The following is a 15349-nucleotide window of genomic DNA, read 5'->3' on the forward strand; positions in this document are numbered from 1 at the left end:
CCCTGAGCGCGCTGCGGTGAGTCGGGCCCTGCGGAGGCGCAACGTGGGCGGGATCCCGGTTGGAATCCCGCCCACGGCGTCGTGTTGTCAGGCCAGCCGGATCAAGCCGTAGTCATAGGCGTGACGGCGGTAGACCACCGTCGGCTTGTCGGTTTCCTTGTCGTGGAAGAGGAAGAAATCGTGGCCGACGAGCTCCATCTCGTAGAGCGCGTCATCGACGGTCATCGGCCGATCCGGATGCTCCTTGGTGCGGACCACCCGCCCGGGGACGTGTTCGTCGGCGGCCGCCGCGGCGACGGCCGGGTCGGTTTCGCCGGCCGACGTCGTCGGCGGATCGAAGTCGGGCGGGATGGCCGCGGTGGCCTCGGCGACGGAGACCGGTGTCTTGTCGCCGTAGTGGATCTTGCGGCGGTCCTTGCCGCGGCGCAGACGAGCCTCGAGCTTCTGCACGGCCGCTTCGAGTGCGGCGTAGAAGCTGTCCGCACACGCCTCGCCGCGGACAACCGGGCCACGGCCCCGTGCCGTGATCTCGACGTGCTGACAGTTCTTGCGTTGTCGACGGTTCTTCTCGTGGTCGAGTTCGACGTCGAACATGTAGATGGTTCGGTCGAAGCGCTCCAGCCGAGCCAGCTTCTCCGCAACGTGTATCCGGAAGTGATCCGGAATCTCCACATTGCGACCCTTCACAACCACTTCAGAGCGCGGCTCCGGTGCGGGTTGTTCCTCGGTATCGGCCAGCATTTGGGCGGATTGGCTTGTCATGCTTGACAACTCGTTACTCCTCTGCGTCGAACGCAAGCGCGTGTCTGGCGAGTAGATACATGCGCCGAGGGGATAAACGAATTCGCACACCCGCCGGCGCTAGGGGTCGGATATCACCTCCCTACCGCCTCGGGCGACGTGGCTCGAGGCTGTCGAGAATGGCTCTGGCCTTCGAGTCCGGCTGCGAGTGCTTCACAGCGTGTTGTTCCCGAAGGTAGTCCGAGTTCACCCAAACGTGCCACCTTTTTCTCGCACCTGTTGCCAGTTCTTTCGACCCCCGTTACAAGGACCTTCGTCGGTTGCGGGCCGAGAGCCGATCAGGCGTGGGCCAGGGCGAGAACACCCGCCACCCGGGCTCCGACCGACTGCAACATGCGCACTGATTCGCAGGCAGTGGCACCGGTGGTCACGATGTCGTCCATAAGGAGTACGTCGGCACCTTCGCCGAGTTTGCTGGAAGTGACTCGGATGCGCCCGGCCAGGTTCCGCTGCCGGGCACTGCTGCTGAGTCCAACGGAGTCTCTGGCCGCGCCCTTGAGCCGGAGCACGGGCGCGACGGTGATCTCGGGATGGGCGGCCACCGCAGCGGTGAGAAGCCGGGTCACCGGGTCACCGCCGCGGCGTCGGGCGGCGAGCCGTCGGGTAGGTGCGGGGACGACGGCCAGGGGCAGCTCCAGCACTCCCCACGCCAGCAGGCGGTGGATGCCCACCGCCATGGCGTGCGCCAGCGGCGGGATCAGATCGGTGCGGCCGTCCTCCTTGAGCGCGACGATGGCGTGTCGGCGGATGCCGGCGTGGCGGCCGAGCGTGAAGACGGGGACGCCGGGGTCCAGCCGCGGGGAGATGACGTGCGGCTCGTCGGTGGCCACGCTGAGCACGCCCGCGCACGTGGCGCACCAGCGGGTGGCCGGGGCGCCGCAGCCGCCGCACTCGAGCGGCAGGACGAGATCGAGCATGGCTGCAGTGTGGCGGGAGGGGGTGACAGGTTGGGGTCAGCCTGGCACCGGTTCAGCCGCCGCGCGGCGAGAACCGGCCCGGCGAATGGATCGGCACGGCCGGGGCCCGCAATGCGGCACCGACTTGCTGCGTGACCACCTCGCGGAGTTCAGCGGGGCCGGCTGGGAGCTGAGGCGCTTCGCCGGGTTCGGCGAAGAGCGCCACCGCGTTGTCCAGACCGTCGACAGTCACCGACCCGACCGGCAATAGCACCGTCCCGGGAAGCAGCGCGATCTCCTGCTCGTCGGGGTGCTGGGACAGCGGCGCAATGTAGCGGCCCGTGATCGTGACGATCGCCGTCAACCGCTCAGCGGTGAAATTCTCACTGGCAACCCGCGGACTCAGAGAAGTGGGTAGGACGTTCGACAGCGTGATCGCATGCAGTGATGGCTCCCCGGTCAACCCGCGGTAGGTGATGGCCGGAGTGGCCGGCAGCTGCAGGAGGGCTTGCTCGAGGCCCGCGGTCATAGATTCCTCTTCCTTGCATCGATGGCATCGACGATGGCATGTGCGGCAAGCCGAACGAATTCTGGTGTGCGCGCCTCGCTGTGGATGTCCCACTGCCAGCTACCTATGTAGGTGATGTCCCCGGTTGGCTGGCCGGGAAATCCGATCTGCACCACGTCACACTCCGGAAGGGACGCTGGCGGCTGCCCCAGCTTTTGAATGATCTGAGCCAACACCTCCGACGAGTTCGTGACGTAGGCCGGCAGATCTTCTGTTCCCACAAAAAGCGCGTACTCCGTAGGGGGTCCGTCCCCCAAGTCCGTTCTGCCGGCGGCAACGATGACACCCTGATCTCCCACCGCGACATGCACTCCACGGGGCGAAGCTCTCACTTCGAAGCCGGAGGCGTGCAGATCAGACCCGAGCTTTCCCAGGCGATCCGTCGGCCAGGTGGCCAGAAAATGGGTCGGCTCACATCCCCCCAAGGACCACCGTCGACGGTAAGGAGCACTCAGAGAGAAGTCGGAGCGGATGTGTTGGCGCAGCCAGCCAGCGATCTCTTCTCCGGATTCCAATAGCTGCGGGGTCATTCCTTCTGCCTCAAAACAACTCTCATAACACCATTTTCATCGAGTTGAGCCGAAATCACCTCGAACCTCGACGACCTTGGAAACAGGATCTCCGACTCATCGGCATACTTTGACAACTGCGTGACGTCAACCCCAGTGTGTCCCTCCACCCTCAAGAGCAAGGGCGTCTCGTCGGCCGCTGCGCCCCTTGCAAATGACTCAGCGACGAACTGATCTTTACTAGTGCTAAAGAAGGCCTCTTCAGAGAAGGTTTTCCCAACGTCGAACTTTTCGAGGAGCTCATCAGAAGCGCGCAATCCGCGCCATGTGGTGGACGTAGCATCAGCTGCATCAGCGCGATATGGGGGTAGGGACGCCAAGCCCTCGTCCGCCTTCTGAATCTGTGCCTCAAGCACCGAGCGCTGCTCAGAGGTTAAGTCAGCGACAGACCGTGCTCCGAGGCTGTACTTCTGCGACTCGGACAATTCGTCAACATCACGCAAGTACGCGTTGAACGCGTTGTAGTCCTGAGTTGTGTATCGATAGATTCCCTCAACTCCCTCCTTCGAGATAGTTGGGTAGGCCTCCGAAACTTTCGTCGCCCACTCATCGAATCGATTCGGATCGACAGGCCCGTTCGGCAACCGATACTCGTTGTTGATCTCGATGAGGTCAGGAAACTCGACGCCGGGCGGCGCGTTGTTGGCCGGCGGATCGCTCAAGCCGGTGTGCGGTGGATTGTTGGTACCGTCCCCTGGAGAACCGTTAGCCCCATGGGACGTGCCGTCGGGCGACTGCCCGTCGGGTCCGCCACCGGATGCGCCGGAGGGCGTCTGCCCGCCGGTTGGATCAGCCGGGCCAGAACTGTTCCCGCCACCGAAGGGGCCGTCGGCACGGGTTCCGTTGTGACCGGGTTCGAACGGGGCTCCTCCTGGCGCCGGTGAGCCGCCTCCCGAAGGCGAACCTCCTCCGACGGACGGGCCTGCACCGCCCCCTCCCGATCCGAGCCCACCTGCCGGACTCGAAGGTGGCGACGGCGGAGCGGCGCCTGAGCTTGCAGGCGCCGGCGCGGACGCGGCAGCACTGTCGGAGGCAGAGGCCGACCCGGCTGGAGCAGGCTTGTGTTCGGTAGGACCGAGCGGCGTCTGCGGCGGAAGTGGCGCCGAGACCGGGGCACCCGGCTTGGGCTCGGGTGCCTTCGGCGGTTCAGGTAGCGGTGCCGGTGTGCCGCCGGCGGGAACTTTCGGCGGTTCCGCAACCTTGGGAAGATCGAGAGGTTTCGGCAGCTCTGACGGTCTCGGAACGGCGAGATGAGGCGCCGCGCGGGTTACCGCCTCGGCAGTCTCTGCGACACCATGACCCACCGTGCCGATCTTGGTCAGGCCACCTCCGGGCACGAAAAACGTGGCGACGTCGAACACGCTGCGCCCCAGGGCTTCTGCAGGATTGGTCTTCCACAGTTCCCAGTGCAGAGTCTCCTTGCCCACCTGCAACCACGCGTCACCTGTTCCGGTCCAGCCGTCTTCGTCGGCCCCCACCAGCGGCGCCATGCCGCTGATCAGTTCGCGATAATCGTTGAAACTTCCTTGCGGGTCGACGACAGCCCGTTGCGGACTATAGGTCCACGCGCCCTCCACAAGCTCCCATGCCTGCAACCCGAAACCCTTGGTGACCTGGGACATGTCGTCGATAATCTGACCGACAGGGTTGCCTTGGAGAAACTGTTCCCACTCTTTGTCAGCGAACTTCAGCATGCCCTCCGCGATGGTGGCGGCCGCATCCACCATGGGTGCGAGCCCTGCCATCAGCGCTGACACCTGGGCGGCGAAGTTGTCCACCACGGTCTTGATGTCGTCGGCTATCTGCTTGATCTCGGACTCGTCCTGGTCGGTCAGGAAATCCCAGACGATCTTCGCCCCGGTCAAGGGATCGCAGATCCGAGCCAACAGGTCCATGATCGCGACGTGCACCTCGTCCACCTTGTCGGCGTACGAGATCAGCTTGGCGGCAACAGAGTTGGACTGCACCATCAGTTCAGAGGCCGCTTTGAGCGAGTCGGCGAACGCCTGTCCCATCGCCTCTGCTTCTGGGATCTGCTGGGCGCCGATGACACCCAGGGCGGGTGCCGCCGTCGTCTGAGTCACCAACAACTCGGTGCCAGCCGCCATCCACGCGCCAGCGGCGGCCCGCAGCTGGGCCGAATCGGCCGTGGGCCAAATCATTCCGATGTACTTGCTCACCCACCCGAAGCCCCGTGGTGCTGGAATGCTGCCACCCACCGAAGTCGGCGGTTCCACGGCCGCGATCGCCCCGCTGGCGGCTGGCAGCGGGAGGGGCTCGGCGCGCCCCCTGCCGTCGGACAGCGCCTCGGCCATGGAATAGTTATGCGCCGACATCCGCACGCCGTCACCAAGATTGACCACACCGTTGCGTGATGCCGCGAATGCTTTCACCAAGCTGGCCGCCGCTGAGTCGTAGGACTCGCCGATGGCCTCGCCGACGGGATCGTCACCGCACATTGCCCCACAGCCGGACAGCGCACCCGACAGGGTGGATAGCGTCGACCCGATGTCCCTACCGACATCGGTCAGCGTGACACCGGCACCATCGAGTGCGGCAGGGTTGACGGCCAGCGGAGCCATCGGCTAGGCCGACCACATCTTCGCGTTGAGAGAACTGGCGCCAGAGTAGTTGTCGTGCGCTCCCCCACCGGCGGTGTGCAGCTTCCCCAGCGCCTCGCGCATGGTCGCGGCACCTTCGGTCCACAACTGGTGCGCAGCCTGGTGCGCTGCGGCGGCCTCACCGTTCCAGCCCAGGTGCAGGTTTTTGACCACCGAATCGATCTCGGAGAGCAGCCCGTCCAGGATGGTTTGAAACGTCGCCATCCGCTCGACGGCGTCGGCCAGCCCCTCGGGGTCCACCGAGAACGCCTCAGCCATGCAAGCCATCCAACTGGACACGGGCGGTGGCGTCCTGGCTGGCGAACTCCCTTCCCGCGTGCCCCAATAGGTCGGCCATGATGGCCAGCCCTTTCTCCACCTCGTCGGCCCCCGCGGACCACATCACGTAGGCCTCTTTGTAGGTTCCGCCGGAATGCCCCCGCCAAGACGCCAGCATCCCCTCCACCTGCGAGTCCAGCGTTTGCAGCTGTTTGAGCAGGTGATCGGCTGCCGCCGACAACGACGAACAGGTGGCCGCCAGCACCGGAGGATCGACCCGCAATTCCCCACCCGATTCACTCACAGGAGCAAACGTATCGACTTGACGGAAGCCGTTCAATTCACCTTTGCCCCGCCACCGCTGCACGACAACGACGGGATGTCAGCGCCGGTTGATGCCCGTTGCTGCTCGTCTATCGCGCGCCCTGCTGGGCCCCTAGGGCTCAGCCCGGCAGCACAGGCACCGCGCCGCCCACCAACAGCGGTTGCACGCCCACCCACGTGAGCTGGTTCTCCGGCCCGGACGCCGACAGCTGGATCACGCCGCGGCGGTCGGCGACGTACACCGTCGAGGGGCTGGCTGCGACCGTCGTCACCGGGTTGGTGAGGTTCTGACTGGGGCCGTCGGAATTGACCCCGTCGAGATTGACGAACGAGACGGGATGGGCACCGTCGTTGCGGCTCACCACGATGTCATCGCCGGTGCGCCACGACAGTGACACCACCGACTTGCCGAGACCGAACCCCAGCCGGCGCGGATGCGTCAACGCGAACTCACCGCCGGGTAGTTGCTCGACGCCCGCCAGGATCACCTGGCCGTCGATCACCATGGCGGCCCGGGTGCCGTCCCGCGAGAGCTGCAGCTCGGTGATGGGCCCCGGGAACTTGGCCGCTATCGCGGAGGCGTCGACCGGGATCTGGGCGGGCTCGCCGGAGGCCGCCTCCCGGATCACGCGCAGCACGATGTTGCCGTCGACGACGATCCACACCGCCTCATCAAGAGCCCACGTCGGACGCGTCAAACTGCGCGCCACAGTGGCCCTTTCCCCGTCACGCCCGAGCGGGCCGATCCACACCGACGACTCCTGATCGGGTGCACCCACACGCACCACCGTGACGGAGGCAACCTGGATGCCGTCGCGGGACAACGACGCCGACCGCTGCTCGGGCATCTGCCCGAAAGAGCCGGGTACCCGGGCCGACCTCTGCCCGTCCAGGAAGTGCAGCGAACCGCCCACCAGAGCGTGCAAGCCGGCGGCCGCACCGTCGGCCGCGCCGGGATCGGTGGCCGCCACGTCAGAGGTGTTCCAGCCGTCGGCGAAGCGCTCGTCGAGCGCCGCTCCATCGATGTCGATAACGTACGGACCCTTGATATCGGCGCGCGCCAGCGTCCAGATGATCTGCGCGGCAAGCAATTGCCTGCTGTGCGGGTCAGTGGTCGACAGGCTCTCCAGCTCGATGCGGGCACCGCCGTACCCCCGCCCGATCCCGGTCTTGCCGCCGTCGGCGCGCGTCACCGGCCCCCGCAGCCGAAGCGGCGGGCCCAACATGTTGCGCACGGTGTTGGTCATCTCGGGTCGTGGCCCCGAAATCATCTTGGTGACCAACTCGGTGGCCAGCTGATCGGAGTCCGACACCGCCACATAGCGCGGATCGGGCACCATGGTGGCGCCGGTCGGGTCCACGAAATACAGGGTGTGCCGCTTGTAGGTCGCCTGGAACTGCTGCCAGTCCAGGAAAACCCCGTTGGGCAGCCGGTCGATCCGCCAACCGTCCTCGGTCTTGACGAGCTCGATCGGGCCGGGGTCGGGCAGCGCACCCTCGGCGGTCTCGAACACTCCGAGATCAGACAGCGAGCCCAGGATGTCGGCGCGCATGGTCACCGAAACCCGGTCCGCACTGCGGGTCTCGACGAATACCACCCGGTCGATCAGCAGTGCGCTGCCCGCGTCGTCCCAGTCGTTGGAGGCGGACTCGGTGAGAAACTGCCGCGCCGCCAGATGGCGGTTGGCGGGGTCGGCCGTCGCCTTGAGGAACTCTCGCAGCAGCAGGTCCGGTTCCATTCCCGGGGTCGGCTTGGGCAAGCTCTGCGGCGCCGACCGCTCGACGGTGCCGATGGCTTGTGGCGCAGAAGAATTCGGAACACCCGCACATCCCGATACCAGCAGGGCAAGGCAGGTCAGCAATGCGACCGCGGCGCGCTTCACACGCTTTTCCCGGCGTGTTCGCGGCTACGCGACTGCGGCGTTGCGCCTCGGCCGTTGCGTTCCGGCGCAATGGGTTTCAACGGCAGCGGGCTGGTGGTCACCTTGTGGCCACGGACCAGCGGCAGGGTGAGACGGAAGCACGCCCCCATGCCGGGCTCACCCCAGGCCTCGAGCCGGCCCTGGTGCAGCCTGGCGTCCTCGATACTGATCGCCAGACCCAGGCCGGTGCCGCCGGAGCGGCGCACCCGCGAAGGGTCGGAGCGCCAGAATCGGCTGAACACCAGCTTCTCCTCCCCCGGGCGCAGGCCGACACCGTAGTCACGCACGGTGACGGCCACCGTGTCCTCATCCGAGGCCATCCGGATCCGCACCGGTTTGCGCTCGGCATGGTCGATCGCATTGGCGATCAGGTTGCGCAGAATGCGCTCCACCCGCCGCGAGTCGACTTCGGCGATCACCTCGTCAGCGGGCATGTCGACCAGCAGCTCGATGCCGGCGTCGTCGGCCAGGTGCCCGACATTGCCGAGCGCGCTGTTGACCGTCGAGCGCAAATCGACTGCCTCGACCGACAACTCGGCCACCCCGGCGTCATGTCGTGAGATCTCGAGAAGGTCGTTGAGTAGGGTCTCGAACCGGTCCAGCTCGTTGACCATCAGTTCGGTCGACCGCCGCAGGGCCGGGTCCAGTTCCTCGCTGTGGTCGTGAATCAGGTCAGCGGCCATCCGCACCGTGGTCAGCGGGGTGCGCAGCTCATGGCTGACGTCGGAGGTGAATCGGCGCTGCAGATTGCCGAACTCCTCCAACTGGGTGATCTGGCGGCTCAGGCTCTCGGCCATGTCGTTGAACGACACCGCCAGCCGCGCCATGTCATCCTCGCCGCGCACCGGCATGCGCTCGGTCAGATGCCCCTCGGCGAAGCGTTCGGCGATCCTCGACGCCGACCGCACCGGGAGTACCACCTGCCGCGACACCAGCACCGCGATGCCGGCCAGCAGTACCAGCAGCACCACACCGCCGGTGGCCATGGTGCCGCGCACCAGCGTGATGGTGCTCTCCTCGCTGGACAGCGGGAAGATCAGGTACAGCTCCAGATTGGTGACCCGTGAGGACGTGGGGCTGCCGATGATCAACGCCGGACCGGAGAAGCCGTCGGTACGCACCGTGGCGTACTGATAACTGACCTGCCCGGCTTTGACGAATTCCCGTAGCGCCTCGGGGATCTGGTCTACCGGGCCGGCGGCCGTCGCAGCCCGCGGCCCGTCGCCGGGCACCACCAGCACCGCATCGAACGCACCGGCCAGTGCCGATCCCGCGGCGGGATCAGCCTTCGAGGTCAACGTGTTGCGGGCCAGCTGCAGGCTGCTGTCCAGCGACCGGGTCTCTTCACCGCCGACGATGCCGCTGACAGTGGTGCGCGCCCGCTCGATCTCCTCGGTGGCCGCGCGGACCTTGACGTCCAACACCCGGTCGGTGATCTGGCTGGTCAGCACGAAGCCGAGCACCAGGATCACCGTCAGCGACAGTCCCAAGGTCAAGACCACGACCCGCAGCTGCAATGACCGGCGCCAGGCAACGCCCACCGCTCGACTCAGCGCGCTCAGACCGCTCAGCAGAGGGCCGGTGCGGCCCCAGCGACCGCGAGTGCGCCGCTTCGAGCGCAGAATCACGGCGGTCCGATCTTGTTCGCCGCGTTCCCGTCACTAGCTGAGCGCAGAATCACGGGGGTCCGGCCTTGTATCCCACCCCTCGAACGGTCAACACCACCTGCGGGTTCTCCGGATCCTTCTCGACCTTGGCCCGCAACCGCTGGACGTGCACGTTCACCAAGCGGGTGTCGGCGGGATGGCGGTAGCCCCACACCTGTTCGAGCAGCACATCCCGAGTAAACACCTGCCTCGGTTTACGCGCCAACGCCACCAACAGGTCGAACTCCAACGGGGTCAACGAGATCTGCTCACCGTTGCGGGTGACCTTGTGTGCGGGGACGTCGATGTCGACATCGGCGATCGACAACATCTCCGCGGGCTCGTCCTCGTTGCGGCGCAGCCGGGCGCGCACGCGTGCCACCAGTTCCTTGGGCTTGAACGGCTTCATCACGTAGTCGTCGGCGCCTGATTCCAGACCCAGGACGACATCGACGGTGTCGGTCTTGGCGGTGAGCATCACGATGGGCACACCGGAATCGGCGCGCAGCACCCGGCACACGTCGATGCCGTTCATGCCGGGCAGCATCAGGTCCAGCAGCACGAGATCGGGCCGCAGCTCACGCACCGCCGTCAGGGCCTGGGTGCCGTCACCGATCACGGCGGTGTCGAATCCCTCCCCCCGCAGAACGATGGTGAGCATTTCGGCCAGCGATGCATCGTCATCGACGACCAGGATCCTTTGCCTCATGGTGTCCATGGTGTCACCGATACGCGACAAAACTCCGGTACCACACGCGCAAAATCCTGCCGATCTCCACGAACGCCAAGTCGACGGCCCCGGGAACAACGCGGACACCGCCGCGGTTACACCGGTCACGATGCTTATGTAACGTCGTTCTACAAGGCACCGACACACTCGAACGGCACTGAAGTCAGGAATGCACCATGACCAACGTCGTCTTCATCCATGGACTGTGGATCGCACAGAGCGCGTGGCAGCCCTGGATCGAGTACTTCGCCAACGCCGGCCACCAGGCCGTCGCCCTGCCCTGGCCCGGCGAAGCCGATTCCGTCGAGGCCACTCGGGCCAACCCCGACGCCCAGGCGGGGTTCGGCATCAACGAACTGACCGACCACTTCGCCTCGGCGCTCCAGCAGTTCGACACCCCGCCGGTGGTGATCGGGCACTCGTTCGGCGGCCTGATCGCACAGAAGCTGCTCGCGCAGGACAAGGCGGCCGCCGCCGTCGCGATCGACCCGGCGCCGATCAAGGGCGTCAGACCGTTGCCGCTGGCCCAATTACGCTCGGCATTCCCGGTTCTCGGCAACCCGCTCAACCGCGGACGCGCGAAGGGGCTGACACGGGACCAGTGGCGCTTCGGCTTCGGCAACGCACTGGAGGCCGCCGAGTCCGACGCCCTGTGGGAACAGTGGTCCATCCCGTCCCCCGGTAAGCCGTTGTTCGAGGCTGCGACGGCGAACTTCACCCCCAACTCACCCGCCAAGGTCGACACCGCCAATGCCACCCGCGGTCCCCTGTTGATCACCGCGGGCGGTGCTGATCACACCGTCCCCGCCGTCAGCGCCAAGGCTGCCCACCGGCTCTACCGGAATTCCGCGGCCGTTACCGATTTCCATGAGTTCGCCGACCGTGGCCACTCGTTGACCATCGATCACGGGTGGCGCGACGTCGCCGACACCGCCCTGGCCTGGATGGCCCGGCGCGGGGTCGACGCACCGGCTCGACGATGACCCGTCGACGAACCGCCAGCGAGCAGGTCTCGGCCGCGCTTCTCCAGGCGGCCGAGACCGTCCTTGACCGCGACGGCACGGACGGGGTGACCGTCCGTGCCGTCGCCAAGGAAGCCGGCGTCGCGCCGATGGGTGTCTACAACCGGTTCGACAACAAGGAGGGTCTGCTGGCCGCCCTGGCCACCCGGGCGTTGGACGAACTCGCGGCCGCGATCGACATCAACGCCGAGGTGGAGCCGGTCGAGCGGTTCCGGCTCGCGTGCCGCGGCTATCGCGCGTTTGCACTCGAACATCCCGCTCGTTACACGCTGATCTTCGCCACCGGCAGCCCGCTCAGTGACCAGTCGTCGGCGGTGGCCGGGCACGGGCGCGCCGTGTTCGGTGTTCTGGTCGAGCTCGTCACCGCGCTCAACCCCGCGGACCCGGTCGAAACCGCGGAGTCGGTCTGGAGCGCCATCCACGGAGCCGTCGCCATCGAACACGCTGGGATCGGCCAAACACCCGATGCAGGAGCATCTTTCGAGCACCTGCTCGACTTGTTGGTCCGCGGCATTGTGGACCACTAACCGAGGTTGCGGACGATCCCGGCGGCCACGGCGCGCGGGTCGTCGTCAGGGCCGACCACCAACCAGCTCCCACCCCAGCCGGCTTCGGCCAACTGGCCGTACACCGCGCCGGTCCGCCGCTGGAGCCCGTCGTCGCGCTCGTAGGCGTCGCGGGCACGACTCGGGTCCAACTCGGCGCGCGAGCGGGCCCGCTCCCCCGCCAGTTCGATCGGAACATCAAGCAGCAGTTGAAAATCCGGGTTCGGCAGCTGCAGCCGCTGATACTCGAGCCGGTACACCCAGTCGACCACCTCTCCGGTGGCGTCCTGATGCAGCCTCGCCGCGCTGTAGGCGGCGTTGGAGGCCACGTAGCGGTCCAGGATCACCACGTCGTGCGCGGCCCGCAGCGCAGTCAGCTCCTCGACGGCGCCGGCGCGGTCGAGGGCGAACAGCATCGCCATCGCATACACCGACTCCGCCAGGTCACCGTGATCGCCGTGCAGCGCTTCGGCGGCGACATCGGCCGTCACTGACTGGCCGTACCGCGGGAAGGCCAGCGTCGCCACGGTTTTACCGGCTGCGCCGAACGCGTCTTGCAACGCAACGGACAGCGTGCGTTTCCCGGCGCCGTCGACGCCTTCGATTGTGAGGAGCACGGCGCGAGCCTAGCCGCTGGAGCGGTGCACCGCGTTGATGCAGAACTCAGACAACGGTTTCAGCTGAGACTCACCCCGGGTCGCTGGGGTGAGTCCCGAGCGGGCGCACAGTCAGCGTCATGAACACGTGCATCGGGAGCGTTGCGATGACCGCGCGCAGGTGGTCCTCGTCGTCGGCGCGCCACAGCCCGAGATTGCGCCACCCCGGACCGTCCGGGCGCCACAACCGCACGAGGTGCCCGGCGGAGGCGAGCTCGGCGGCGCGGACATCCTCGGCCGCGCGACGGGTCGCCAGGTCGTCCGCGGGATGGTCGTCCGGCACGTCGACGGCGATCTCGACCAGGAACTCGCTCATCGGGCCGGTGCCGGTCCGGTGGACTCGCGGACCACGAGATCCATCGGCTCGGCCACCACCTCGGTGATGGTGTCGGTGGCCGACGCGGTGGCGATCAACTCGATCGCACGCGCACCCAGTTCGGTGAGCGGCATGCGCACGGTGGTCAGCCGCGGGTTCACGAAGTCGGCGATCTCCGCGTCGTGGATTGCAACGACGGACGCGTCGTGCGGGACACTGCGCCCCGCATCGCGCAGGGCCTCGAGCGCACCGAGTGCGCTCGGGAGGTTGGCGGCGACGACGGCGGTGAACTCCAGACCGGCCTCGATGCCCGCGCGCAACGCGTCACGACCACCGGAAGCGGTGTAATCGCCCTGGACTTCGAGTTCGCGGCGCAGGGGCAACCCGGCCGAAGTGAGGGCGGCGCGATAACCCTCGCGGCGCCGGGTCGCGGTGTCAGCGGTCGTGGGGCCATCGAGGAACACGACGTCGTGATGGCCGAGCGCGACCAGGTGCTCGACGGCCATCTGCCCCGCTTTGCGGTCATCGAGCACCACATAACGCTCGACACCGCTGAACGTCCGGTTGACCAGGATGTAGGGCACCCGCAGATTGGCCAGGTCGATCGCCGAACCACCCGCGATGAGAAGCCCGTCAACGCGGCCACCATCAAGCGCCTCATACCAGTGCGCGCGCTCCCAGCCGGCGCCACTGGCCGTCATCATGACGCTGTTGCGGCGCGCGGCGGCCGTCTCGGCTCCCGCGATGATCTGCGCGAACACGGGGTTGGTGAAATCCGGGATGATCAGGCCGTAGGCGCCGGCGTGCGAGCTGCGCAGGCTGCGCGCGATCGCGTTGGGACGATAACCCAGGGTGTCGGCGTGGTGCCGGATCCGGTCACGCGTCTCCTCACGCAGCCGCACCGACTCGCCGCGCAGCACCCGGGAAACCAGCGAGACGTCCACGCCGGCGGCCTTGGCCACGTCGGCCAGGGTCACGCGGGCTCGCGAGCCCATGTCGTCAGTTCTCCGTGGCGTCAGGTTCGTTCTCCCGGCGAGGAGGTTGGACCAGCTCGAGGGTGATCTGGTCGGGATCCAAAAAGTAGCAGGTGTATCCGCCTTTGTTCGCCCCTGCGGTGATTTCCTGTGGCGGGGAGATGAATTCGACGCCCAGCGCGGTCAGGCGCGCGTGCTCGGCAATCGCATCCTCGACCACGAACGCCATGTGCGACGCACCGGGGCGGTGCCGTTCGGGGCCGAACGGCTCACCGCGCGGAACGACGTACTCGACGAGCTCGAGGTCATGGCTGGACAGGCCCCGCGGCTGACCCGGGACCGCGAACTGCGCCACCCGCAGGCTCGCGTCGTCGTAACCGACGAGCCGGCGGGTGTAGGCGTTGTCCTGGTCCTGACGGTGAATCAGGTCGAGCCCGAGGACCCCCTGGTAGAACTGCACCGACTTGTCCATATCGGCGACGGTGAAACTGAAATGCCACACTCCTAGCATGGCGCAGCGCCCACCGACTGGCGCAGTGCCGCGACGATGTCGTCGACCTGCGGGAGGAGCCGAGCGGCCAGGTGCGGCGCGGACGGCAGTCGAGAGTCCTTGAGGCCCAGACGGATCGGCGCACCCGTCAGCTGCGCGCCCGACTCGACTACTCGGGTGATGACCTCGGCGCCGAAGCCGCCGGTGCGGGCCGCTTCGTGCACCACGATCAGCCGCCCCGTCTTGGCGACGCTCTCGAAGATCGCGGTGTCGTCCAACGGGTTGAGCCACACCGCCTCGATGACGTCGGCGCTGATCCCGTCGATGCCGACGAGGTCGACCGCCTTGAGGACCTTGGTGGTCATGGTCCCCCACGTCACTATCGTGACGTCGGATCCGTCGCGCCGCTTACGGTGACCGCCGATGGACTGAATGGGGCCGTTGACGGCCACCTCCTCCTTGGCGCCCGCGTACAGCGTGCGGTTCTCGATCACGATCGTCGGGTCGTCGCACGCGACCGCCGACAAGACCAGGTCATAGGCGTCCTGCGGCGTGGTCGGCATGCAAACCCGGATACCCGGAATGTGCAGCAGCAGCGCCTCCAGGTTCTGCGAATGCTGGGCGCAGGCGCCGGGACTGTTGCCCTGCTGGGTGCGGATGGTCAGCGGCGCCGAGGTGCGGCCCGCCGAGACATACCGGACATTGGCGGCCTGGTTGGCGATCTGGTCGAACGCCACCAGCGAGAAGTCGATCCACATGATCTCGACGATGGGACGGCGACCGAACGACGCCGCACCCACGGCCGCACCGAGCATCGCGGTCTCGCTGATGGGGGTGTCGAACACCCGGTCACCAAAGCGCTTCTGCAGTCCCCGGGTGACACCGAAGACGCCGCCGGGTTTGGCGAGATCCTCACCGTAGAGCAATGTTTCGGGCATCTCTTCGAGTGCGCGGGCCAGCGCGGCGTTGACGGCGCCGCCGAAGTTGAGTTTCACGGTGTCGGGCATTTTC

17 protein-coding genes are annotated in these 15349 nt (G+C 66.9%); 2 read left to right on the forward strand and 15 right to left on the reverse strand.

Translation table 11 applies throughout. From position 1 onward, the window contains the following. Positions 1-87: 87 nt before the first annotated feature. The 10 genes from hpf to mtrA form a co-directional block, all read right to left on the reverse strand. Positions 88-762, reverse strand: a complete 675-nt coding sequence (gene hpf / locus AC3A6P_RS28810) for a ribosome hibernation-promoting factor, HPF/YfiA family (RefSeq protein WP_487695723.1) — start codon at positions 760-762, stop codon at positions 88-90. 317 nt (positions 763-1079) lie between these two features. Further along, positions 1080-1718 carry a ComF family protein gene (locus AC3A6P_RS28815; protein ID WP_487695725.1) on the reverse strand — a complete coding sequence of 213 codons (639 nt, stop codon included), beginning with the start codon at positions 1716-1718 and terminating at the stop codon, positions 1080-1082. 52 nt (positions 1719-1770) lie between these two features. Beyond that, positions 1771-2226, reverse strand: a complete 456-nt coding sequence (locus AC3A6P_RS28820; RefSeq protein WP_487695726.1) for a hypothetical protein — start codon at positions 2224-2226, stop codon at positions 1771-1773. Continuing rightward, positions 2223-2795, reverse strand: a complete 573-nt coding sequence (locus tag AC3A6P_RS28825; RefSeq protein WP_487695728.1) for a hypothetical protein — start codon at positions 2793-2795, stop codon at positions 2223-2225. Before AC3A6P_RS28825 ends, AC3A6P_RS28820 begins: the two co-directional genes overlap by 4 nt. Further along, positions 2792-5416, reverse strand: coding sequence for an ADP-ribosyltransferase (locus AC3A6P_RS28830; RefSeq protein ID WP_487695729.1), 2625 nt, complete (start codon positions 5414-5416; stop codon positions 2792-2794). The genes AC3A6P_RS28825 and AC3A6P_RS28830 overlap by 4 nt, the downstream gene beginning before the upstream one ends. Positions 5417-5419: 3 nt before the next feature. Then, on the reverse strand, positions 5420-5713 hold the full coding sequence (locus AC3A6P_RS28835) for a WXG100 family type VII secretion target (protein WP_487695731.1): 294 nt from the start codon (positions 5711-5713) through the stop codon (positions 5420-5422). Beyond that, entirely contained in the window at positions 5706-6017 is a 312-nt protein-coding gene (locus tag AC3A6P_RS28840; RefSeq protein WP_487695733.1) for a WXG100 family type VII secretion target, read from the reverse strand. The genes AC3A6P_RS28835 and AC3A6P_RS28840 overlap by 8 nt, the downstream gene beginning before the upstream one ends. A 139-nt stretch (positions 6018-6156) precedes the next feature. Further along, on the reverse strand, positions 6157-7899 hold the full coding sequence (lpqB, locus tag AC3A6P_RS28845) for an MtrAB system accessory lipoprotein LpqB (protein WP_487695799.1): 1743 nt from the start codon (positions 7897-7899) through the stop codon (positions 6157-6159). 17 nt (positions 7900-7916) lie between these two features. After that, a complete protein-coding gene (mtrB, locus tag AC3A6P_RS28850; protein ID WP_487695735.1) occupies positions 7917-9587 on the reverse strand; it encodes an MtrAB system histidine kinase MtrB in 1671 nt (556 codons plus the stop codon). 49 nt (positions 9588-9636) lie between these two features. Further along, entirely contained in the window at positions 9637-10323 is a 687-nt protein-coding gene (gene mtrA, locus AC3A6P_RS28855) for a two-component system response regulator MtrA (protein WP_197380550.1), read from the reverse strand. A 188-nt stretch (positions 10324-10511) separates the two neighbouring features. On the opposite strand from mtrA, the gene AC3A6P_RS28860 reads away from it, so the two are divergent. Then, the gene (locus tag AC3A6P_RS28860) at positions 10512-11318 is read left to right on the forward strand and encodes an alpha/beta hydrolase (RefSeq protein ID WP_487695737.1); all 807 of its coding nucleotides are present in this window, start codon (positions 10512-10514) and stop codon (positions 11316-11318) included. Then, complete coding sequence (locus AC3A6P_RS28865) at positions 11315-11884, forward strand: TetR/AcrR family transcriptional regulator (RefSeq protein ID WP_487695739.1); 570 nt, start codon at positions 11315-11317, stop codon at positions 11882-11884. The genes AC3A6P_RS28860 and AC3A6P_RS28865 overlap by 4 nt, the downstream gene beginning before the upstream one ends. Here AC3A6P_RS28865 and AC3A6P_RS28870 read toward each other — a convergent pair. From AC3A6P_RS28870 to AC3A6P_RS28890, 5 genes are all read right to left on the reverse strand, one after another. After that, positions 11881-12519, reverse strand: a complete 639-nt coding sequence (locus AC3A6P_RS28870; protein ID WP_487695741.1) for a dTMP kinase — start codon at positions 12517-12519, stop codon at positions 11881-11883. The two genes, AC3A6P_RS28865 and AC3A6P_RS28870, sit on opposite strands and share 4 nt — an antisense overlap. A gap of 70 nt (positions 12520-12589) precedes the next feature. After that, positions 12590-12874, reverse strand: coding sequence for a muconolactone Delta-isomerase family protein (locus tag AC3A6P_RS28875; protein WP_487695743.1), 285 nt, complete (start codon positions 12872-12874; stop codon positions 12590-12592). Beyond that, the gene (locus tag AC3A6P_RS28880) at positions 12871-13869 is read right to left on the reverse strand and encodes a LacI family DNA-binding transcriptional regulator (protein ID WP_487695744.1); all 999 of its coding nucleotides are present in this window, start codon (positions 13867-13869) and stop codon (positions 12871-12873) included. The genes AC3A6P_RS28875 and AC3A6P_RS28880 overlap by 4 nt, the downstream gene beginning before the upstream one ends. A 4-nt stretch (positions 13870-13873) precedes the next feature. After that, the gene (locus AC3A6P_RS28885; RefSeq protein ID WP_487695746.1) at positions 13874-14350 is read right to left on the reverse strand and encodes a VOC family protein; all 477 of its coding nucleotides are present in this window, start codon (positions 14348-14350) and stop codon (positions 13874-13876) included. Between the two features lie 2 nt (positions 14351-14352). Further along, on the reverse strand, positions 14353-15345 hold the full coding sequence (locus AC3A6P_RS28890; protein WP_487695747.1) for an alpha-ketoacid dehydrogenase subunit beta: 993 nt from the start codon (positions 15343-15345) through the stop codon (positions 14353-14355). Between the last annotated feature and the right edge of the window lie 4 nt (positions 15346-15349).

This window comes from Mycobacterium sp. Soil_C_30 (assembly GCF_057656995.1).